The sequence below is a fragment of the Poseidonocella sp. HB161398 genome (assembly GCF_005870025.1).
In the GTDB taxonomy this organism is placed as follows: domain Bacteria; phylum Pseudomonadota; class Alphaproteobacteria; order Rhodobacterales; family Rhodobacteraceae; genus Mangrovicoccus.
Genome location: NZ_VATA01000003.1, coordinates 188,638 through 209,482, shown reverse-complemented (window position 1 = coordinate 209,482; position 20,845 = coordinate 188,638). Strand labels below are relative to the sequence as shown.

At 69.4% G+C, this 20,845-nt stretch carries 15 protein-coding genes; 4 read left to right on the top strand and 11 right to left on the bottom strand.

Annotation, left to right across the window (positions count from 1 at the left end; all coding sequences use genetic code 11):
• Positions 1 to 5 precede the first annotated feature (5 nt).
• From FGX59_RS04025 to rpe, 4 genes are all read right to left on the bottom strand, one after another.
• Positions 6 to 911 carry a transglutaminase family protein gene (locus tag FGX59_RS04025; RefSeq protein WP_138465229.1) on the bottom strand — a complete coding sequence of 302 codons (906 nt, stop codon included), beginning with the start codon at positions 909 to 911 and terminating at the stop codon, positions 6 to 8.
• Between the two features lie 16 nt (positions 912 to 927).
• Positions 928 to 3,333, bottom strand: coding sequence for a circularly permuted type 2 ATP-grasp protein (locus tag FGX59_RS04020; protein WP_370295748.1), 2,406 nt, complete (start codon positions 3,331 to 3,333; stop codon positions 928 to 930).
• A 21-nt stretch (positions 3,334 to 3,354) separates the two neighbouring features.
• A complete protein-coding gene (locus FGX59_RS04015; protein WP_138465228.1) occupies positions 3,355 to 6,726 on the bottom strand; it encodes a DUF2126 domain-containing protein in 3,372 nt (1,123 codons plus the stop codon).
• Between the two features lie 231 nt (positions 6,727 to 6,957).
• The gene (gene rpe / locus FGX59_RS04010; RefSeq protein ID WP_138465227.1) at positions 6,958 to 7,653 is read right to left on the bottom strand and encodes a ribulose-phosphate 3-epimerase; all 696 of its coding nucleotides are present in this window, start codon (positions 7,651 to 7,653) and stop codon (positions 6,958 to 6,960) included.
• Between the two features lie 187 nt (positions 7,654 to 7,840).
• Between rpe and FGX59_RS04005 the strand changes: the two genes are divergently transcribed.
• Positions 7,841 to 9,910, top strand: coding sequence for a TonB-dependent receptor domain-containing protein (locus FGX59_RS04005; protein WP_138465226.1), 2,070 nt, complete (start codon positions 7,841 to 7,843; stop codon positions 9,908 to 9,910).
• 39 nt (positions 9,911 to 9,949) lie between these two features.
• On the opposite strand, the gene FGX59_RS04000 is transcribed toward FGX59_RS04005, so the two are convergent.
• The 4 genes from FGX59_RS04000 to FGX59_RS03985 all read right to left on the bottom strand — a co-directional run bounded on the left by FGX59_RS04000 (position 9,950) and on the right by FGX59_RS03985 (position 15,062).
• Positions 9,950 to 10,657, bottom strand: a complete 708-nt coding sequence (locus FGX59_RS04000; protein ID WP_171060501.1) for a helix-turn-helix transcriptional regulator — start codon at positions 10,655 to 10,657, stop codon at positions 9,950 to 9,952.
• A 306-nt stretch (positions 10,658 to 10,963) separates the two neighbouring features.
• Positions 10,964 to 12,124 carry an endolytic transglycosylase MltG gene (mltG, locus tag FGX59_RS03995; RefSeq protein ID WP_138465224.1) on the bottom strand — a complete coding sequence of 387 codons (1,161 nt, stop codon included), beginning with the start codon at positions 12,122 to 12,124 and terminating at the stop codon, positions 10,964 to 10,966.
• Positions 12,124 to 13,386 (bottom strand): beta-ketoacyl-ACP synthase II, encoded by a 1,263-nt coding sequence (fabF, locus tag FGX59_RS03990; RefSeq protein ID WP_138465223.1) that lies wholly within the window; start codon positions 13,384 to 13,386, stop codon positions 12,124 to 12,126. The genes mltG and fabF overlap by 1 nt, the downstream gene beginning before the upstream one ends.
• 140 nt (positions 13,387 to 13,526) lie before the next feature.
• Complete coding sequence (locus FGX59_RS03985) at positions 13,527 to 15,062, bottom strand: FAD-dependent oxidoreductase (RefSeq protein WP_138465222.1); 1,536 nt, start codon at positions 15,060 to 15,062, stop codon at positions 13,527 to 13,529.
• Positions 15,063 to 15,221: 159 nt separating this feature from the next.
• Here FGX59_RS03985 and FGX59_RS03980 point away from each other — a divergent pair, with 159 nt between their 5' ends.
• On the top strand, positions 15,222 to 16,064 hold the full coding sequence (locus FGX59_RS03980) for a c-type cytochrome (RefSeq protein ID WP_138465221.1): 843 nt from the start codon (positions 15,222 to 15,224) through the stop codon (positions 16,062 to 16,064).
• 71 nt (positions 16,065 to 16,135) lie between these two features.
• Here the strand turns inward: FGX59_RS03980 and FGX59_RS03975 are convergent, their stop codons facing one another.
• Both FGX59_RS03975 and fabG read right to left on the bottom strand, forming a co-directional pair.
• Positions 16,136 to 16,372: an acyl carrier protein gene (locus tag FGX59_RS03975; protein WP_138465220.1), complete on the bottom strand. Its 237-nt coding sequence runs from the start codon at positions 16,370 to 16,372 to the stop codon at positions 16,136 to 16,138.
• A gap of 222 nt (positions 16,373 to 16,594) precedes the next feature.
• Entirely contained in the window at positions 16,595 to 17,332 is a 738-nt protein-coding gene (fabG, locus tag FGX59_RS03970) for a 3-oxoacyl-ACP reductase FabG (protein ID WP_138465219.1), read from the bottom strand.
• 458 nt (positions 17,333 to 17,790) lie between these two features.
• On the opposite strand from fabG, the gene FGX59_RS03965 reads away from it, so the two are divergent.
• On the top strand, positions 17,791 to 18,624 hold the full coding sequence (locus FGX59_RS03965; RefSeq protein WP_171060500.1) for a PEP-CTERM sorting domain-containing protein: 834 nt from the start codon (positions 17,791 to 17,793) through the stop codon (positions 18,622 to 18,624).
• Here FGX59_RS03965 and fabD read toward each other — a convergent pair.
• On the bottom strand, positions 18,599 to 19,534 hold the full coding sequence (gene fabD, locus FGX59_RS03960) for an ACP S-malonyltransferase (protein WP_138465217.1): 936 nt from the start codon (positions 19,532 to 19,534) through the stop codon (positions 18,599 to 18,601). The genes FGX59_RS03965 and fabD overlap by 26 nt on opposite strands.
• A gap of 308 nt (positions 19,535 to 19,842) precedes the next feature.
• Between fabD and FGX59_RS03955 the strand changes: the two genes are divergently transcribed.
• A complete protein-coding gene (locus tag FGX59_RS03955; protein WP_138465216.1) occupies positions 19,843 to 20,784 on the top strand; it encodes an AEC family transporter in 942 nt (313 codons plus the stop codon).
• Positions 20,785 to 20,845: the final 61 nt, after the last annotated feature.

The window sequence follows — 20,845 nt, the reverse complement described above, 5'->3', positions numbered from 1 at the left end:
GCGGCTCAGCCCGTGGCGGGCCCGGCGGGCAGCTCGACCACGTCGACGCTGTGCCCGGTGCCGCCGATGCCCGACATCCGCGTCACGCCGCGCACCGGCGAGACATCGGAATAGTCGCGGCCATAGGCGACGACGATATGGTCCTCGCTGGCGGTCATCGCATTGGTCGGGTCGTATTCGATCCAGCCGATCTCGCGGCCGCACCACGCCCGCACCCAGGCATGCATCGCATCCGCGCCCTCCAGCCGGGGCTGGCCCTCGGGCGGCAGGGTGCGCAGGAAGCCCGAGACATAGCCCGCCGGGATCCCGACCGAGCGCAGCCCCGAGATCATGATATGGGCATAGTCCTGGCAGACGCCCTTGCGCTGGCGGAAGGCCTCGGCCGGGGGCGTGTCGGCATCGGTGGCGCCGGGCAGGAAGCCCATCTCCTCGTGCAGCGCCAGCCCGACCCGCGTCACCGCCTCCATCACCGTCATGTCCGGGGTGACGATGTCGCGCACGAAGGCGCCGATCTCGGGCACCGAGCCCACCCGCGGCGAGGGCGGGACGAAATGGTGCGGCGAGCTGCCGTCGAGATCGCGGATCGAGGCCAGTTCCACCGGCAGCCGCGCCAGGGCCGGGCTGATGTCGAGCCCCGCGCGCTGGCTGCGCCGTTCCACCCAGGCCTTCAGCTGGAACTCGATGCCGGTGGCCGTGCGCCCGCCGAAGCCGATCGAGACCACGCGGTTGCCGAAGAAATCCGTGCCCTCGCTGCGCTCGCTGGGGCGGGGCGAGATCTCCAGATGGCGGATCGAGACGCGCTGGCGCCGCGGCAGCTCCAGCGGCTGCATGCGGATGACGTGATGGCCCAAGCTGGTCGACTGTCCGTAGGTGTAGAAGATCTTCAGCCGGATGTCGTAGCGCGTGGTCATCAAGACGCCTCTCCCCTCACCTGAAGTAATGCAAGGTCAGGAGGTTCGACACCTCCGCCAGGTCGCCGCGGGTCTTCCACAGCGCCTTCGTGTCCAGCGTGTGCGGCCGCTGCAGCTCGATATCGGTCTGCACCCGGATCACCGCGCGGTAGAAATCCGCCAGCCGTCCGTGGACATCGGCCCCGGGCAGCCTTTCGCACAGCGTGCGCATGCGGATCAGCTGGTAGAGCAGCCCGCGCGGATTGCGCCCGTCAAGCGCCAGGAGGTCGATCACCGTCTGCCGGTTGGTCGCGATCGTGTAGCGCCGCCGATGGGTGATGCCGCTGTCGCCAAGCTCAACCGCCAGGTCGAGCCCGCCCTCGGGTGCCGCCGGATCGGCGAAGCGCGCCAGCATGGAGCAGGTGTCCATCGCGCGTTCCAGCGCGCGGCCGACCGACAGGAAGCGCCAGCCGGTGAAGCGGTACATGTTGTCCTGCACCAGCCCGGAAAAACCGGTGATCTGGCGCAGCAGCCCCGAGATCTCGCGGGCGATGTCGTCCCCGGCGCGGGGCTCCTCGTCGCCGCGGTGGTTCTCGGCCAGCAGCATCGCGGCCCCCTGCAGCTCCTTCAGCGCCAGCCAGCCATCGACCGAGAAGCGGTCGCGCACCTGCGCCGCGCTCTGCACGGCGGCGTCGATCATGTCGGTCAGCGCCAGCGGCACCGGCTCGGCGACATTGACGCCCGCCACGGTCAGCGCCTCGCCGATCTCGTGCTGCAGCGGCATGTCGACGGCGGCATTCTCGGCCAGCCGGACATGGTAGGCGCGCAGCATCCGCATCGTGCCCTCGGCGCGCTCGACATAGCGGCCGAGCCAGTAGAGGTTGTCGGCCGCGCGGCTGGGCAGCAGGTTCAGATCCGGCCGGGTGCCCAGCGAGGTCCGCGCCTCGGCGATCGCGGTCTGCGATCCCGGCGGCTCCGCCATCAGCCAGACATCGGCGACCGAGCCGCCCTTCTGCAGCGAGATGGCGGTCGAATCCTGGTGCCGCCCGATCCGCGCATAGCCGCCCGGCATCAGCGTCCAGCCCTTGCGGGTGCGCGCCGCGAAGACCCGCAGGCTCATCGGCCGCGGCACCAGCTGGGCGCCGTCCCAGGCAGGCGTGGTGGAGAGCCGCACGACCTCCTGCCCGACGAGGTTGCCGCCCTCGCTCTCGATCCAGTCGGAGATCGAGGCCGAGGCGGTGCCGCGGAACTTGCCGCCGAGCACGGTCTTGCCATCGCTGTCGAAGGGCAGCCGCGTCGCCAGCGCGGGCGCGATCATCATCCGTTCGGTATTGGCCTGGACATGGCTGCGCTCGGCCCCCTGGCCGCACCACCAGGTGGCGATGTTCGGCATCTTCAGCGGCTCGCCGGTCAGCGCCTGGCAGATCCGCGGGATGAAGGCCAGCATGGCGCGGGTCTCGAGCACGCCCGAGCCGAGCGCGTTGACCATGGTCATCGAGCCCTGGCGCAGCGCCCCGACAAGGCCCGGCGTGCCCAGCCGCGAGGCCTCGTTCAGCTCCAGCGGGTCGGCCCAGGCGCTGTCGACGCGGCGCCAGATCACGCTGATCGGCTGCAGCCCGTTGACCGTGCGCACCATGACCTTGCCGTCGCGCACGACCAGATCCTCGCCCTCGAGCAGCATGAAGCCCAGGTAGCGGGCGATATAGGCATGCTCGAAATAGCCCTGGTTCAGCATGCCCGGCGTCAGCACGCCCACCCCGCCCTCGGTCTCGTCCGAGAGATGCTCCAGCGCGGCGCGGAAATCGGCGAAGAAGCCGCCGATCTTGGCGACGCTGCGATCGGCGAAGTATTCCGGGAACATCCGGCTCATCGCGACGCGGTTCTCGACCGAGAAGCCCGCCCCGGTCGGCGCCTGGGTACGGTCGCCCAGCACCCACCAGCGCCCGTCCGGGCCGCGGCCGATCTCGAAAGCGATGAAATGCAGGAAATGGCCCGAGCGCGGCGCGATCCCGACCATCGGGCGCAGCCATTCGGGCATCGAGGCCACCAGCGAGGCCGGCAGGTGCCCGTCCGCCACGAGGTGGTTCGAGCCGTAGAGATCGGCGAGGATCGCCTCCAGCAGGTCGGCGCGCTGGACCAGCGCCCCGGAGATCGCGGTCCAGTCCTCGTCCGAGAGAAGCACGGGGATGTGGCTCAGCGGCCAGGCGCGCTCGCGCGAGAAACCGTGGTCGTATTCGCGGTAGTAGACGCCGGCATCGTGCAGGTACTGCTCTGCCCGGTGGAAGCGCCGTTCGATATCGATGCCCGAGAGGCGGCCGAACTGTCCGAGGAAGTCCTTCCAGACCGGCCGCATCTCCCCTGTCGGATCGAGAAGCTCGTCCGCGGTGTTCTCGGTCGGCTTGTAGTCGCGAATGAACGCCGCGAGCTTGCCGCGACGCTCAATCCTCTCATTCGTGCTCAAATATCACATCCCGGCAAGGCGCCGCAGATCGAGCGTCATCGGGAATTCCGGATGCGGTGTCTCGATCGGCGGCACGTAGAGTCCCGGTGTATGCCCGTGCGGTTCGAATCGCGCAAGCCGCCTTGCCTCCGCCTCGTTGGAATTGACCGGGAAGGTATCGTAGTTCCGGCCGCCCGGATGCGCCACGTGATAGACGCAGCCCGCGATGGCACGGTTCGACCAGGTGTCGAAGATGTCGATCGTCAGGGGCACGTGCAGCGGCACGACCGGGTGCATCGCCAGGGGCGCCTGCCAGGCCTTGTAGCGGATGCCGCCCACCGAGACGCCGTTTTCCGCGGTCTTCTGCATCGGCACGATGCGGCCGTTGCAGGCGACGGTGTAGCGCGACGGATCCGAGGTGGTCAGCTTGACCTGCGCCCGTTCGGTCGAGCTGTCGGTATAGCGCACCGTGCCGCCGATCGCCCCGGTCTCGCCCATGACGTGCCAGGGCTCCAGCGCCTGGCGCAGCTCCAGATGGACGCCCGGCCCCTCGACCTCCCCGCAGAAGGGGAAGCGGAACTCGGCCTGGGCCTTGTACCAGTCGGGCTGCATCGGATAGCCATGCTCGTTCAGGTCGGCGAGGACCTCGTTGAAATCCTCCCAGAGGTAGTGCGGAAGCATGAACCGGTCGTGAAGCGTCGTGCCCCAGCGCGTCAGCTTGCCCGATAGCGGGTTCTCCCAGAACCGCGCGATCAGCGCCCGGATCAAGAGCTGCTGGGCCAGCGACATCCGCGCATTCGGCGGCATCTCGAAGCCGCGGAACTCCACCAGGCCGAGCCGGCCGGTGGGGCCGTCGGGGCTGTAGAGCTTGTCGATGCAGATCTCGGCGCGGTGGGTGTTGCCGGTCACGTCGACCAGAAGGTTGCGCAGGAGCCGGTCGGTCAGCCACGGCAGGGGCGGCATGCCCTCCCAGGGGGCCGGGATCTGCTGCAGCGCGATTTCCAGCTCGTAGAGATGGTCCGCCCTGCCCTCGTCGACGCGCGGCGCCTGGGAGGTCGGGCCGATGAAGAGGCCGGAGAAGAGGTAGCTCAGCGACGGGTGCCGCTGCCAGTGCAGGATCAGCGAGCGCAGCAGGTCCGGACGGCGCAGGAAGGGGCTGTCCATGATGGTCGCCCCGCCGATCACCACGTGGTTGCCCCCGCCGGTGCCGGTATGCTTGCCGTCGATCATGAACTTGTCGGCGCCCAGGCGGCTCTGGCGGGCCTCCTCGTAGATCGTCTCGGTGATCTCGACGGCCTCGTCCCAGTTGGAGGCGGGCTGGATGTTGACCTCCAGCACGCCGGGATCGGGCGTGACCTTGATGACGTTCAGGCGCGGGTCCGAGGGGGGCGGATAGCCCTCGATATGGACCGGAAGGCCCAGCCGCTTGGCCGCGGCCTCGGAGGCGGCGACAAGCTCCAGGTAGTCCTCCAGCCAGACGACCGGGGGCAGGAAGACCGTCAGCCGGCCGTCGCGCGGCTCCACCGAGATGGCGGTGCGGACATGGCCGTCGATCTCGTAGAGGCTCTGCGGAACCGGGCCGTCCTTCTCGGCGGTCTCGTAGGTGACGGTGGCGACCTTCTGGTCGAGCCATTCCCGGCCCAGCCGCTCGGCCATCTCCTTGGAGATATCGGGCAGCGGCGGCCGTTCCAGCGTGGTGTCGGCCTCGTTGATATAGGGATACTCGGCCGAGGACAGGTAGGGCAGCGCGCCCAGCGGCAGGCGGTAGCCGACGGGGCTGTCGCCCGGCACCAGGAAGATCTTGCCGCGGCGGGTCTTCCACTTCTCCGACATCCACTTGCGCGTGGTCGTGTGCTTCACCTGCCAGGGCTGGACCGGCAGGACATAGCCCACGGGCTTGGTCAGCCCGCGCTCGAAGACCTTCAGCATCCGCTGGCGTTCCTCGGCATCCTCGAGCTTCGAGTTCTCCGGATCGACATTGTTCGGCAGCCCGCCCTCGCGCAGCAGCCATTCGGCCGGGTCCTCGTAGGCGGGCATGATGTTGCCGGTCTCCACCGACAGCGCTTCGGCGATCGCGGTGGTCAGCTGCGCGGCGTCCTCGTAGGTCGGCGCGTCCGTCTTCTCGATCGCCTCCTCCGGCAGCTCGCGGGCGATCAGGTCGGGATCGTTCCAGATCGGCTTGCCGTCGCGGCGCCAGTAGCAGGAGAAGGTCCAGCGCGGCAGGGTCTCGCCCGGATACCACTTGCCCTGGCCGTAATGCAGGAAGCCGCCCGGGGCGAATTTCTCGCGCAGCCGCCGGATCAGCACATCCGCCAGCGCCCGCTTCTGCGGGCCGACCGCGGCGGAGTTCCATTCGTCGGACTCGAAATCGTCGATCGACACGAAGGTCGGCTCGCCGCCCATGGTCAGGCGGACGTCGTTCTCGGCGAGCTTGCGGTCGACATGGGCGCCGAGCGCGTTCAGCGCGTCCCAGCTGTCATCCGAGAAGGGCTTGGTGATCCGCGGATGCTCGGCGACCCGGGTCACCTGCATGTCGAAATCGAATTCGGTCTTCAGGTCGTCCGGGCCCGAGAACCCGCCCGAGATCGGCGCGGCGTTCTTGTAATGCGGGGTGGCGGCCAGCGGGATGTGGCTTTCGCCGGTCAGAAGGCCCGAGGTCGGATCGAAGCCGATCCAGCCCGCGCCCGGCAGGAAGACCTCGCACCAGGCATGCAGGTCGGTGAAGTCGACCTCGGTGCCCGACGGGCCGTCGAGCGCCTTCAGGTCGGGCTTCAGCTGGATCAGGTAGCCCGAGACGAAGCGCGCGGCGAGGCCGAGATTGCGCAGGGCCTGCACCATCAGCCAGGAGCTGTCGCGGCACGAGCCCTTGCCGTTCTCGAAGGTCTCCTCGGGGGTGTAGACGCCCGGCTCCAGCCGGACGACGTATTCCACGGCCTCGTTGATGCGGCGGTTCAGGTCGACGACGAAATCGACCGAGCGCATCTTCTCCGTCGGCACGCCCTTGAGGAACTTCTTCAGATGCGGGCCCGCGGGCTCGGGCTTCATGTAGATCGACAGGTCGTCGAGCAGCTCTTCGGGATACTCGAACGGGTAGAATTCGGCGCGTTCCTCGACGAAGAAATCGAAGGGGTTGTAGACCGACATGTCGGCGACGAGGTCGACCTCGATCTTGAATTCCTTCACCGGCTCGGGGAAGACGAACCGCGCCAGCCAGTTGCCGTAGGGGTCCTGCTGGTGGTTCACGAAATGCGTGGACGGGCTGACCTTCAGCGAATGCGTCAGCACGCGGGTCCGCGAATGCGGTGCTGGCCTCAGCCGTATCACCTGCGGCCCCAGTAGCACTGGCTGGTCGTATTTGTAATGCGTCAGGTGATAGATGCTGGCCTTGATCGACATGAAACTGCGCCCCTCGTACCCTTCTTTGAGGGCACGCTTTCACAGAATGTAAGATGACGCCAGTGTCGCCGCCGCCGCGCCCGGGGGCCGCCGGAGGGGGTGCCTAAATTTTAGACTGGTTTACCTGGGGAGACCGCCGCTTCTTTCGGCGTGCCCGCCCGGGCCCTGCCCGCGGCGTGGCGGGGCGGCAACAGGCGGTAGGAAACCACCTGCTGCCCGCCGTTTCCGCGCTCAGAGCGCGGCAGCCGCCGCCGCGCGGATCGCCGCGATATTGGCGCCGTAGGGGGCCGGATCGGCGACCGAGCCGCCCTTGAAGACGGCCGAGCCCGCGACCAGCACATCGGCTCCGGCCGCGGCGACCAGGGGCGCGGTCTCGGGCGTCACGCCGCCGTCGATCTCGATATGCACGGGGCGGTCGCCGATCATCGCGCGCAGCGCGCGGATCTTGGCGGTCATGTCGATGAACTTCTGCCCGCCGAAGCCCGGGTTCACCGTCATCACGCAGACCAGGTCGCAGAGATCGAGCAGATGCTCCACCGCTGCGGCCGGGGTGCCCGGGTTCAGCGCGACGCCCGCCTTCATCCCCGCGCCGCGGATCGCCTGCAGCGTGCGGTGGATATGTGCGCCCGCCTCGACATGGGCGGTCAGGATGTCGGCGCCCGCCTCGGCGAAGGCGTCGATATAGGGATCGACCGGCGCGATCATCAGATGCACGTCCATCACCGTGCCGACATGCGGGCGGAACGCCTTGACCGCGGGCGGGCCGAAGGTGAGGTTCGGCACGAAATGCCCGTCCATCACGTCGACATGGACCCAGTCGGCGCCCTGGGACTCGATGGCGCGGATCTCCGCACCGAAATTGGCGAAATCCGCCGAGAGGATCGACGGCGCGATCTTGATGCTGCGCGAGAAGTCCGAATAGGCCATGGGCTCCCTCCGTTGAAAGGCGCCCTCCGTTAGCCGAGTTGCCCGCACAACGCCACTGCAAAAACGCACATTCACTTCGCGTTGACATTTCCGAGAGTTTTGGTCGTCTTTAGCCACCAACCAAGGCGCCGGACGCGGCAGGCCCAGGCAGTTCCCCTCCCCCCAAGCTCCCATGGAGACCCTGGACATGACCCCGATCCGCCCCGCCGCGGCCGGCCGAACGCCGGCCCGGCCGATTGCCCTTTCCACCACCGCCCTCGGCCTGATCTTCGCCGCCCTTCCGGCCCTGGCGCAGGAGACGGACGGGGAGAGCGTGCTGGTGCTCGACACCATCACCGTCACCGCCGGCGGGTTCGAGCAGAGCGTGGAGAACGCCCCGGCCTCGGTGACGGTGATCCCGGGCGAGGAGCTGCAGCGCCAGAACGTCACCGACCTGACCGACATCCTCACCGGCGTGCAGGGCGTCGCGACGACCGGCACGGCGGACGAGTCCGACATCTTCATCCGCGGCCTGCCGGGCGACTACACGCTGATCCTGGTCGACGGCCGCCGCCAGGGCACGCGCGAGAGCCGTCCCAACGGCTCCTCGGGCTTCGAGCAGAGCTGGATCCCGCCGGTCGCGGCGATCGAGCGGGTCGAGGTCGTGCGCGGCCCGATGTCCTCGCTCTACGGCTCGGACGCGATGGGCGGCGTGATCAACATCATCACCAAGAAGATCAGCCCGGTCTGGACCGGCTCGCTGACGCTCGAGGGCACCCTGCCCGAGCACAGCCGCGACGGCGTCTCGGCGCAGCAGTCCTTCTATCTCGCCGGACCGGTGATCGACGACAAGCTGGGCGTCCAGCTCTGGGGCCGCCGCTACTGGCAGGACGAGAGCGGGGTCGTCGACGGCGCGGCCGGCTCGGATGACGAGGACCTGACCGCGCGGCTGGTCTTCGCCCCCGTCGACGGCCACGAATTCCAGGCCGAGGTCGGGCGCACCCGGGTGCAGAACACCACCTCCGACGGCGAGTCCGTCGAGGAGGGCGACGGCGACGCCAAGAACCGCCACACGCGCGAGCACTGGATGGTCGGCTACCGCGGCGAATGGGGCGCGGTCGATGCCGACCTGTCCTTCCAGCAGGAGACCGGCAAGCGCACTACCTGGTCGGGCGACGCGGACGAGAGCCTGGAGAAATCCGACCGCGAGCCGGAGATCAAGAACTCGGTCCTCGACGCCAAGTTCACCGCCCCCTTCAGCGGCGCGGGCGAGCATACGCTGGTCTTCGGCGGGCAGTATTTCGACGCCGAGCTGACCGACCAGAATTCCGGCACCCAGGACAGCTCGCACCAGACCTTCTCGGCCTATCAATGGGCGCTCTTCGCCGAGGATGAATGGCGGCTCCTGCCCGATTTCGCGCTGACCCTCGGCGCGCGCTATACCGAGCACGAGAATTTCGGCGGCTACTGGACCCCGCGGCTCTACGGCGTCTGGAACGCCACCGGCAAGCTGACGGTCAAGGGCGGCGTCTCCACCGGCTACAAGGCGCCCGGCATCCGCCAGACCACCGAGGGCTACTACTACGCCACGCAGCGCGGCCAGGGCGTGATCGTCGGCGATCCCGATCTGGAACCGGAGACCTCCACCAGCTACGAGCTGGGCGCGATCTGGACCGAGCAGGCCTGGCAGCTCAGCGCCACCGCCTACCACACCGACTTCACCGACAAGATCGAGAGCTACAATACCGGCGAGACGATCGAGGTGGACGGCGTGACCCGCAACCGCTGGGAATACGTCAACGTCCAGGACGCCACCGTGCAGGGGGTCGAGCTGGCCGCCACCTGGGAAACCAACCCCTATCTCTCCTGGCGCGCGACCTACACCTACACCGATAGCGAGCAGGAAAGCGGCGACTACAAGGGCCTGCCGCTGGCGCGCACGCCCGAGCACCAGGCCTCGCTGCGCGGCGACTGGAAGACCCCGGTCAGCGGGCTGGATGCCTGGGGCCGCGTCACCTATCACGGCGAGGAGATCAATGCCGGGGCGCGGATCGGCAGCAACGGCACGCCCTACAAGCGCAATGCCGACGGCGACGTGATCGCCTACAAGTACGACGCCTATACCACAGTGGATATCGGCGCCTCCTACGCGGTGAACGAGACGCTCACGCTGAATGCGGCGATCTACAACCTCACCGACAAGGAGATCGCCTCGGCCGACAACAACACCGTCGCCGAGGGCCGCAGCCTCTGGCTGGGGCTGACCGCCACGTTCTGACCCCGGACGGGGCCGCGCACCGCGCGGCCCCTGCCGCCGCTAGAGGCCCAGCAGCCCGCGGGCCATGGCCAGGACCAGCGCCTGCTCGCGGGTCGCCGCCCCCATCTTCTCGCGCGCCTTCGCCAGATGCATCCGCACCGTGACCTCGGCGAGGCCCAGCTTCTCGGCGATCCGGCGGTTGTCGAGCCCCGCGGCCAGCAGGCAGAGCACGTCGCGCTCGCGCCCGCTCAGCGGCCGGTAAGCCACCCCCTGGAACCCCTGCCCGCTCTCCGGCGCGCTGAGCTGCGCCGCCATCATCGCCGAGACCGCCGGCAGGATCGCCAGCGTCTCGGGCGGCAGCACCTCCTGCGCACGCGCGCGGGTGCACAGCAGCACGGATTTCGTCACCGACCCGTCCGACCATTTATGGGCGACCAGGTGGCCGTAGCCGTGCTCCCGCAGCAGTGCCGCCATGTCGCGGGCCCGCGGATTTTCCGACAGGGCCAGCTCGGCACCCGAGAACTCGGCCGACTGGCTGCGCGTGCCGAGCCAGGAGATCACCGGATCGACCTCGAACATGCGCTGGCGGAGATAGGCGTCGACCCAGACCGGCTTCATGCCGTAGCGAAGCCAGATCGGCGCGCCCGATGCCGTGAAGCTGCCGACGGCATTGAGGGCATCGATCCCCAGACGCTGCGCCATGCGCTGCGCGAGCTCCCAGCCCGCCTCGCCTGCGCGGGGTCCGGTTTCGGTTCCGGCGCCGATCATGTCGGCAATATCTATAAACATATTCGCGTTTGACAAAGTTGTCGTGCTTGGCAAAATAAAATCCAGTACCTATCGCTAACGATAGCTTATCAGCGTCCCACCCTAGGGTTAAGATTGAATCATTGACGGCAAGAGCTGCCACGCTGAGTTGCAGCAGATTGAAATAATTACATTTATTTTACAAATCCCGGTGCATTGCGCCGGTCCCCGGAGAACCGCTCCGGGACGGATCGAAATTGCACGGCGCCTGGCGTCGCGCTCCACGAGCAGCCCTTCCCAAAAGCTGCATAAAAGGCAGGCCGGGCATCACTGCCCGGTCTGCTGAAGCCTCTCCCGCTCGATCTCGCGCCACTTGCGGACATTGGCGTTATGCTCTTCCAGCGTATGCGAGAAGACATGCCCGCCCGTGCCGTCGGCGACGAAATAGAGATAGTCGGTCTCTGCCGGGTGCAGCGCCGCCTCGATGGCCAGGCGGCCCGGATTGGCGATCGGCCCCGGCGGCAGCCCGTCGATGGCATAGGTGTTGTAGGGGGTGTAGCGGCGCAGCTCGCTGGCGCGCAGCCCGCGGCCCAGCACGCCCTTGCCCTCGGTGATGCCGTAGATCACCGTCGGGTCGGTCTGCAGCCGCATCCCCTGCTCCAGCCGGTTGACGAAGACCGAGGCGACGGTCGGACGCTCGCCGTCGACGCCGGTCTCCTTCTCGACGATGGAGGCCATGGTCAGCGCCTCTTCCACCGAGGCGTAGGGCAGGCCCTCGGCCCGGCTCTCCCAGGCGGCGGAGAGGAATTCCGACTGGCGGGATTCCATCTCGGTCAGGATGTCGCCGCGCAGATCGCCCGGCGCGATGTCGTAGCTGCCCGGGGACAGCGTGCCCTCGGCGGGAACCTGGTCGACGGTGCCCTCGAGAATGTCGAGCTTGTCGAGCGCGTTCCAGACCTGCCAGGAGGTCACCCCCTCGGCCACGGTCACCCGGTAGGCGCCGAAGCCCTGGTCGAGGAAGCGCTGGTAGGCCTCGGGACGCTGGGCGTCGGGCTGGAATTCGGCCACGACCTCGTAGCGGCCGGTTTCCGGCGCGATCTCGCGCAGCTGCAGTTCGGTCAGCGTGACGCCGATGCGGTAGTTCACCTCGGCGCCGCAGGTGCTCTGCCCGGTGGCGGTCAGCAGGTCGGAGATCTGCTCCATCGAGGCATTGGCCGGGATCAGGAAGTTCCCCGCCTTCAGCTTGGCGCTGCGCTCGGTATAGTCAGAGCCCAGCCGGAAGATGCGGGCATTGCCGACCGCGCCCATATCGGCGAGCTGCTGCGAAACGCCGGTCATCGTGCCGCCGCGCGGAACGCTGACGCAGACGGCCTCGGCCAGGGGACCCGGCGTGACCCAGCTGCGCTGCGCCCAGTAGATGGCGCCCGAAAGCGCCATCAGGGCGATGATGAGCAGCGTCAGGAAATTCGACGCGACGGATTTCCACATCAGGCGGCAACCTGGCCGATGACGAGGGACGCGTTGGTGCCGCCGAAGCCGAAGCTGTTCGACAGCGCGATCCGGATCTCGCGCTCTTCCTTGGCATTGGCGGCCAGGCTGAGCTTCGGCGTCACCGCCGGATTGTCGAGATTGATCGTCGGCGGCGCCACCTGGTCGCGGATCGCCAGGATCGAGAAGATCGCCTCTACCGCGCCCGCGGCCCCCAGCAGGTGGCCGATCGAGGACTTGGTCGAGGACATGGTCGCCTTCGAGGCCGCATCGCCCAGGATCGCCTCCACCGCGCCCAGCTCGATCGTGTCGGCCATGGTCGAGGTGCCATGCGCGTTGATGTAGTCGATCTGCGCCGGCAGGATGCCCGCGCGCTTGATCGCCGCGCTCATCGCGCGCTTGGCGCCGTCGCCGTCCTCGGAGGGGGCGGTGATGTGGTAGGCATCGCCCGACAGGCCGTAGCCCAGCACCTCGGCATAGATCTTGGCGCCGCGCGCGACCGCGTGCTCGTATTCCTCGAGCACGACGACGCCCGCGCCCTCGCCCATCACGAAGCCGTCGCGGTCGTTGTCATAGGGGCGCGAGGCGCGCTCCGGCTCGTTGCCGCGCTTGGTGGAAAGCGCCTTGCAGGCGTTGAAGCCCGCGATGCCCAGCTCGCAGATCGCCGCTTCGGCGCCGCCGGCGATCATCACGTCGGCATCGCCGAGCTGGATCAGCCGCGAGGCGTCGCCGATCGCATGCGCGCCGGTCGAGCAGGCGGTCACCACGGCGTGGTTCGGCCCGCGGAAGCCGTAGCGGATCGAGACCTGGCCCGAGATCAGGTTGATCAGCGAGCCCGGAATGAAGAAGGGCGACACCCGCCGCGGCCCGCGCTCCTTCAGCAGGATCGCGGTATCGGCAATGGTCGACAGCCCGCCGATGCCGGAGCCGATCATGACGCCGGTGCGCTCCTTGCCCTCGTCATCCTCGGGCATCCAGCCGGAGTCCCGCACGGCCTGCTCGGCCGCGGCCACGCCGAAGAGGATGAACTCGTCGACCTTGCGGGCCTCTTTCTTCTCCATCCAGTCATCCGGATTGAAGCTGGCATCCGTGCCGTCCCCATAGGGCACTTCGCAGGCATAGGTCGTCGCCAGATGGCCTGCATCAAACTTGCTGATCGTGCCCGCTCCGGACTTTCCTGCCAGCAGGCGGGACCAGGTTTCCTCCACGCCGCAGGCCAGCGGAGACACCATTCCCAACCCTGTCACGACTACCCGACGCATGGTCTGCTCCCGTTATATCGTTATCGCTCCGGCGCCTGATACCCTGTGCCGCGCCGTGCGGCAAGCGCAAGACCCCCGGCAATGGCGGCGATCGCGCCTTCCCGCCTGCCCGCCCGGCGGGAAACCGCGGCGCCCGGGGATCAGTGCGCGGCCGCGCGCGCCGCCAAGAGCCCGTCGAGCTCGGCGAGGAAGCCGCCGCCCGCGCGCGACACATCGGCCAGGATCGCCTGGACGTAGTCGGCCGGCAGCTCGTGCTCCTCGGGGAAGTTCCTCAGCGCGCAGGAGCTGCGGTTGAAGGCGAGGATGCCGCCCATGTGGCGCGACAGGAAGCTCTTGGCCATGCCGCCCGCGCGGCGGACAGTCTCGGCGCGGCCGCCATCAGCGCCGAGCTCGCCCGGGGCGAAGCGGAGCGCGGCGAAGACCGAGAGCGCCTCGCCCAGCACCTCCTCGACGCTGTCGAGCGCGGCATAGCGGGTGGCCATGGCCGGCTGCTGGCGGGCGAGGCGCTGGTTCAGGTGGTGGCGGTAGCTGCCGAAGGCGCCCTCCTCGCGCGCCTCGAGCCAGCCGGCGAAGCCCGCCAGCCCCGGCTCTGCCCCCAGGCTCAGCGCGCCGGGCGGACGGCCGAGCTGGCGCAGCACCCGCTCGGCGGATTCGAGCGCGCCCTCCATATGGCCCGGATCGCGCTGCGCGGTCTCGCTGCCGGCGAAATAGAGCCGCCCCTGCCACAGCGCCCGGCGCAGCGCCGCGGGCGGCGCGCTGCGCCGCAGCGCCGGGTCGGACAGATCGGCGGCCGCGCAGGTGAAGGGCTCCGCCGCCCAGTCGGCGATCAGCGGCTCCGCCGCGGCCAGCTCGGCGCCGAAGAGCTGCGCCATCTGGCTGGCGACCAGCATCGGCAGCCCGGCGGAGAAGGCGGCCCGCGTCCCGGCATCAAGCGCGAAGAAGCCGCCGATCGCGCCCGGCGCGGTGCCGCCGGGCAGGCCCAGGTCGAAGGTCTCGCCCAGCACGGCGCGCTCGTGCCCGGCCTGGGAATTGCCCGAGAGGCCCGCCTCGCGCCAGGGCGCCCGCGGCACCGCCATCGCCGTCTTGGCAGTCGAGGCCATCCAGGTCTGCATCGCCGCGAAGGGCGCCAGGTCGATCTGCGGCGCGAAGGCCACCGTCTGGGCCGCCAGCCGCGGCGGCAGGGCCAGCACGGCCCGGCGCGCCTGCGCCTCGGTCCCGTCGGCGAAATGCAGGCGCACATGATCGCCCGTGTCGGAGACCGAGACCAGCACATGGCCCAGGCGCAGCCGCTCCGCCCCGAGCCTGCCTGCCAGCGCGGCGATCATCGCCCCCATCCCGTCGCGCAGCCGCAGCGCGCCGCCATGGACCGGCGCCGTTCCGGCCGGCTCCGGCCCCGCCTCCGCATCATTGAGCAGGAGCGCCCCGCCCTCGTCATGCTGCGCCACCGTCTCGAGCCCCAGCCGCGCCGCCAGCGCCCGCAGGAGCGGCTGGTCCGGCCAGTGCCAGGCCGCGCCGAGATCGAGCGCCAGCCCGGTCTGCGCATCCGTCTCCGTCCGGATCCGCCCGCCGAGCCGCTCCCGCGCCTCGAAGAGGACCACGTCCTGTCCCTCGCCCGCCAGTTCCGCCGCCAGGGCGAGCCCGGCCAGCCCGCCGCCCACGATTGCCGTTCCGATCATGCCGCATCTCCTGTCCGCTGTTCAGACTGGCCAAGCAGGCAGCGTGCCGGTCGCTCCGCCGCCGCGGCCGCCCCTGCGGATTTCCCGCGCCGGACGCGCCGTTCGGGAGTATACCTGAACGTGCATTTGAGACCCTGATTCACGCATTGGAGGATCACGATGACCCCAATTCTGCTTGCCGCCTTCTGCCTGGCCCTGGCCGGGCCCGCCATGGCCGGTCCCCCGGCCGATCTGCTGGCCCGCGGCGAGTATTTGGTCCGCGGCCCGATGGGCTGCGGCAACTGCCATACCCCGCTCGGCCCAGAGGGACCGGTGGCGGGGATGGAGCTGGCCGGACGGCTGGTCGAGGACAATCCCGGCTTCACCGCCTACGCGCCGAACATCACCCCGGCCGGTGCCATTGCCGACTGGAGCGATGAAGAGCTGTCCCGCGCGATCCGCGAGGGGCTGCGCCCCGATGGCAGCCTGATCGGCCCGCCGATGCCCTTCGCGGCCTATCGCGGCATTTCCGACAGCGACCTCGCGGCGATCGTCGCCTTCCTGCGCAGCGTCGCGCCGGCAGAGCAGGCCGTGCCCGCCTCGAGCTACCGCATCCCGCTGCCCCCGGCCTACGGCCCGCCGGTCGGCCATGTCGACGCGCCGCCGCCGGGCGTGACCGTCGCGCAGGGCGAGTACATCGCGCTGCATCTGGCGCATTGCATGGAGTGCCACTCGCCGATGACGCCGCAGGGACCGGACTATGCCACCGGGCTGGGCCAGGGCGGCTTCGTCTTCCGCGGCCCCTGGGGCGAGACGGTCGCGCCGAACATCACCAGCGGACCGGACGGAATCGCCGGGCTCGACGATGCCGCGCTGAAGGCGATGATCACCGAAGGGCGGCGCCCGGACGGGTCGCAGATGACCCCGCCGATGCCCTATGGCTATCTCGCGCAGATGCAGCCCGCCGATCTGGAGGCGGTCATCCTCTATCTGCGCAGCCTGCCGCCGCTGCCGGGGAACTGACCCCCTGAAACGCAAAATGGCACCCCGTGGGTGCCATTCGCGACGTCGATGACGGCGTCAGATCGCCTGGATCAGGCCTGTGCCTTCTGGATGAAGGACACGGCGTCGCCGAAGGTCTGGATCTTCTCTGCGGCATCGTCCGGAATCTCGATCCCGAACTCTTCTTCGAACCGCATCACCAGTTCCACCGTGTCAAGCGAGTCGGCGCCGAGATCGTCGATGAACGACGCTTGCTCGTTGACCTTCTCTTCCTCAACACCCAGCTGCTCTACGACGATCGCTTTGACGCGCTCGATGATGTCGCTCATCTTCGGTTCCTCATTTTTCTCTCAGGGCGGGTGCCCGAATACCGTCTTCTGCGGGCCCTCTGACCCTTTTGCCGAACAGGGCGCCAGAGAAGCGCCTCTGTCCAGGATTCCCGGGCGCACACCTGAAAAGGCCTGCCCCCCAAAATCTTGCGCGCCTATAGCACAGGTGCAGGGCAAGGCAAACGCTTTCGCCCCTGCCCCTGCGTCCCGTGCCCGGCGGCGTCAGAGCATCGCCATGCCGCCATTCACGTGCAGCGTCGCGCCGGTGACATAGCCCGCCTCGGGGCTGGCCAGGTAGAGCACGGCCGCGGCGATTTCCTCGGGGCTGCCCATGCGGCCCGCGGGGATCTGGCCCATGATGGCCTCTTTCTGCTGGTCGTTCAGCTTGTCGGTCATCGCGGTCTGGATGAAGCCCGGCGCCACCGCGTTGACGGTGATCCCGCGGCTGGCGACCTCGTAGGCCAGCGACTTGCCCATGCCGATCACGCCGGCCTTGGCCGCGGCATAGTTGCCCTGGCCCGGATTGCCGGTCGCGCCGACGATCGAGGAGATGTTGATGATCCGGCCCCAGCGCGCCTTCATCATGCCGCGCAGCACGCCCTTGCAGAGCCGCATGGTGGAGGTGAGGTTCACCTCGATCACGCTGGCCCATTCGTCCTCGGACATCCGCATGAAGAGGTTGTCGCGGGTGATGCCGGCATTGTTGACCAGGATGTCGACCGCGCCCATCGCCTCGGCCGCCTGCTTGGGCAGGGCGTTGACCGCCTCCGGATCGGAGAGGTTGCAGGGCAGCACATGCGCCCGCTCGCCGAGCTCGGCCGCCAGCGCCTCAAGCGGCTCGACCCGCGTGCCCGAAAGCCCCACCGTCGCCCCCGCGCCATGCAGCGCGCGCGCGATCTCGGCGCCGATTCCCCCCGAAGCGCCGGTAACCAGCGCCGCCTTGCCATTCAGTTCGAACATGTCGGTGTCTCTTTCTGCCCCTGTGTCCGGTCGGGACCTGCCCTAACCCGGACGGCGAAGCCTGTGCAATCCCCGTGCCTGACGCAGCGCCGCCCCCGTTGGCGGGGCCCGGCCCCTTCGGCACGTCATGACGGCCATGCAATAGGCGCAATGCGGACGGAAGGGAACCGCAAAGCCCCGGGGGCGCCGCGTGCCGGATCGGGCATCACGAGAGCGGGCATCAAGCATCCGGAAACCATTATCTGGAAAAAACCGGGACCATGTCCAAAGGGAGGGAATCGATGGGCCAGCATCCAGCGCCTTTCCGGCAGGGCCGCCCCTGCGGGAGCTTCGCCGCAGGCGGGCCCGCCACCCGACCTCTTTCATCATGACGGATGACCAGCCTTGATCACCCCCGAGACCCCGCAGGCCGCATCGCGTCCCCGGCCCGCCCTCTGTTCCGGCCCGGGAGGCTGCCGATGAGCGCCGCCGCCCGCATCGCCTGCGCCGCGCTCCTTGCCGTAGCGCTGTTCCCGGCGCTTGCGCGCGCCGCCGTCGTGGCGGGCTCGGGCTTCGGCGGCAGCGTCCTGCTCGACGGCGTCGGCACGGACATCGCCGCGGGGCTGCCGGGGCGGTTCCAGGCCAGCTTCGCGCCGGGTCCGGCGGGCGGCTCCGGCGCGGGCCTGGCCGATTTCGGCAGCGGTCCCGATCTGGCCGTCGGCCTGTCGCTGGGCATGCGGCTTTCCAATCCGGGCCAGTCCTGGGGACCGGCGGATATCGGCGTCGGCACGATCGGCTTCGACTGGCTCGACGGCCACCATGTCGCGCTGGTCTTCGATCTCGACGCGCCCGCGGAGTTCGAGCTGTCCCGCAGCTTCCCCCATCTCGGCCGCTCTGTCCGCATCGACCTCTCCGACGGGATGATCGACGGCGCGGCCGTCTTCTCGCTGTCTGATATCGTCCTGGGCAAGACGGGCGAGGTCATCACCGGCGTGGTGCAGCTGGGCGCGGATCTGGAGGGCAGCGCGATCTCCTTCGCCGATGACGCCGTGACGATCCGCTATTCCTCCCGGACCCTGTCGGAGCTCGACCTGACCGGCACCCGCGTCATCTACCGGCTCTCCACCAGCTATTCGGCCGTGCCGCTGCCGGGCAGCGCCTGGATGCTGCTGGCCGGGACCGGGCTGATCGGCGCCGCGGGGCTGCGCCGCCGCCCCGACCAAGCACGCGACCTGAAACGGAAAAGGGCCCCGCCGGGGCCCTTTCGCAGCATCGGAGCGGGCTGGCTCAGGCCAGGGTCAGCACCGACTTGACATCCTCGGGCGTGCCGACGGCCTTGCAGGCGATCGAGCGATCGATGCGGCGGACCATGCCCGACAGCGCCTTGCCCGCGCCGATCTCCCAGATCTCGTCCACGCCTTCGCCCGCCATCCAGGCAACGCTCTCGCGCCAGCGCACCGAGCCGGTGACCTGCTTGACCAGCTCCGCCCGGATCGTCTCGGGGTCGGTAACGGCCGAGGCCAGGGTGTTCTGCACCACCGGCACCGCGGGCGCCTGGATCGCGACCGCGGCCAGCTTCTCGGCCATGACATCCGCGGCGGGCTGCATCAGCGCGCAGTGGAAGGGGGCGGAGACCGGCAGCATCACGGCGCGCTTGGCGCCCTTGCCCTTGGCGATCTCGACCGCGCGCTCGACCGCGCCCTTGTGCCCCGAGACCACGACCTGGCCCGGATCGTTGTCATTCGCCGCCTGGCAGACCTCGTCCCCGGCCGCCTCCGCGGCGACCTCCTGCACGGCCGCGAAATCGAGCCCGAGCAGCGCGGCCATTGCGCCGACGCCCACCGGAACCGCCGCCTGCATCGCCGCGCCGCGGGCCCGCAGGAGCCGCGCCGTGTCGGCGATGCTCAGCGATCCGGCCGCGGCCAGCGCGGAATATTCGCCCAGGCTGTGCCCGGCGACGAAGGCGCCCGAGCCGATCTGCCAGCCCTCCGCCTCGAGCGCGCGCACCGCGGCCAGCGAGCAGGCCATCAGCGCGGGCTGGGCGTTCTGCGTCAGTGTCAGCTCGGCAATGTCGCCATCCCAGACCAGCGCCGAGAGCTTTTCGCCAAGCGCCTCGTCGACCTCGTCGAACACGGCTTTCGCGCCGGGATAGGCCTCGGCGAGCGCCTTGCCCATGCCGATGGTCTGGGCGCCCTGCCCGGGAAAAACATATGCGCGCGTCATCGCGGGCTCCTCCAGCTGTTCAGGTCGTAGCTTCGTCAGTCTGCAGAGCGGATTAGCCAATGCTGCCGGGGGTTGCAATCGCGCCGCGGCGCTTTGCGCGGTTGAAATTGCGGGCAGCCGCCAAGGGCGCGCCTGCGACGCGGCGCCTCAATCCGCCGTCCCGTGCCGTCCGGGCCATCGACGCCCGCCCCGCGGGGATGCTACCGCTGCCGCAACCGACGGGGCCGCCGCCCCGCCCTTCCTTGCGAGATCCGATGACCGCGCTCCCCTGCCCGGCCCGTGCTTCCCAGCCGGGGGCCAAGACCTGAATGCTGGACGTCTTCCTTCTGGCCGTGCCGCTCTACCTGCTGATCGCCGCGGGCTATGCGGTGGTGCGCTCCGGATACCTGCCGCCCGAGAATCTGGGCGGCGTCGGGCAGTTCGCCCTCAAGGTCTGCCTGCCGGTGCTGATCTTCGCCGCCGTGTCGAAACCGGGCGAGCTGCTGGTGCTGAACTGGATGTTCGTGCTGGGCTATTCCGCCGGCTCCTTCCTGGTGATCGGGATCATGACCCTGGCCATGCGCCGCCTCCTCGGCCAGCCGCCGGCCCGCGCCATCGTGCTGGGCCTGGGCTGCGGCAGCTCGAACAGCGCCTTCTTCGGCCTGCCCGTCGCCTCGATCGCGCTCGGCCCCGAGCAGGCGGCGACGATCTTCGCCTGGATCCTGCTGGCCGAGAACATGGTGGTGATCCCGCTGTGCATTTCGCTGGCCGAAAGCGCCGAGACCCGCGCGGGCAGCTTCCTGACCTCGCTGCGGGGCGTGCTGGCCGGGATGCTGCGCTCGCCCTTGATGATCGGGCTGGCGGCGGGGCTCGCGGTCTCGGTCACCGGGCTGGTGCCGCCGCCGCCGGTGGCGCGGGCGATGAACATGATCGTCTCGGCCGCGCCGGTGATGTCGCTGATGCTGGTCGGCGGCTTCATCGCCCATCAGGACATCCGCGGCGCCGGGCTGCCCACGGCGGCGATCACCTTCGCCAAGCTGGTGCTGCATCCGCTGGCGGTCTACCTGGTGCTCTCGGCCCTGCCGGGGATGAGCCACGAGATGGCGATCGGCGGGCTGCTCTTCGCCGCGGTGCCGATGTTCACCATCTTCACCCTCTTCGCCGCGCGCCATGGCGGCGAGACCCTGGCCTCGGCGGCGCAGGTGCTGGCCACGGTCGCCTCGCTCGCGACGATCAACGTCATGCTCTACCTGGCGATTTCCTGGCTCTGACCACTCGCGCAGGGGACCTGTGCGCATTGCGCGGATTGGGGCGGCCCGGCTTCTGCGGTAC

Excerpts from the sequence above, each read along its gene's own strand:
- FGX59_RS03975 (WP_138465220.1), bottom strand. The coding sequence starts at position 16,372 with ATGAGCGACATCATCGAGCGCGTCAAAGCGATCGTCGTAGAGCAGCTG.
- FGX59_RS03965 (WP_171060500.1), top strand. The coding sequence starts at position 17,791 with ATGAGCGCCGCCGCCCGCATCGCCTGCGCCGCGCTCCTTGCCGTAGCG.
- FGX59_RS04005 (WP_138465226.1), top strand. The coding sequence starts at position 7,841 with ATGACCCCGATCCGCCCCGCCGCGGCCGGCCGAACGCCGGCCCGGCCG.
- FGX59_RS04025 (WP_138465229.1), bottom strand. The coding sequence starts at position 911 with ATGACCACGCGCTACGACATCCGGCTGAAGATCTTCTACACCTACGGA.
- FGX59_RS03985 (WP_138465222.1), bottom strand. The coding sequence starts at position 15,062 with ATGATCGGAACGGCAATCGTGGGCGGCGGGCTGGCCGGGCTCGCCCTG.
- FGX59_RS04000 (WP_171060501.1), bottom strand. The coding sequence starts at position 10,657 with ATGATCGGCGCCGGAACCGAAACCGGACCCCGCGCAGGCGAGGCGGGC.
- FGX59_RS04015 (WP_138465228.1), bottom strand. The coding sequence starts at position 6,726 with ATGTCGATCAAGGCCAGCATCTATCACCTGACGCATTACAAATACGAC.
- fabG (WP_138465219.1), bottom strand. The coding sequence starts at position 17,332 with ATGTTCGAACTGAATGGCAAGGCGGCGCTGGTTACCGGCGCTTCGGGG.
- rpe (WP_138465227.1), bottom strand. The coding sequence starts at position 7,653 with ATGGCCTATTCGGACTTCTCGCGCAGCATCAAGATCGCGCCGTCGATC.
- fabD (WP_138465217.1), bottom strand. The coding sequence starts at position 19,534 with ATGACGCGCGCATATGTTTTTCCCGGGCAGGGCGCCCAGACCATCGGC.
- FGX59_RS03955 (WP_138465216.1), top strand. The coding sequence starts at position 19,843 with ATGCTGGACGTCTTCCTTCTGGCCGTGCCGCTCTACCTGCTGATCGCC.
- fabF (WP_138465223.1), bottom strand. The coding sequence starts at position 13,386 with ATGCGTCGGGTAGTCGTGACAGGGTTGGGAATGGTGTCTCCGCTGGCC.
- mltG (WP_138465224.1), bottom strand. The coding sequence starts at position 12,124 with ATGTGGAAATCCGTCGCGTCGAATTTCCTGACGCTGCTCATCATCGCC.
- FGX59_RS03980 (WP_138465221.1), top strand. The coding sequence starts at position 15,222 with ATGACCCCAATTCTGCTTGCCGCCTTCTGCCTGGCCCTGGCCGGGCCC.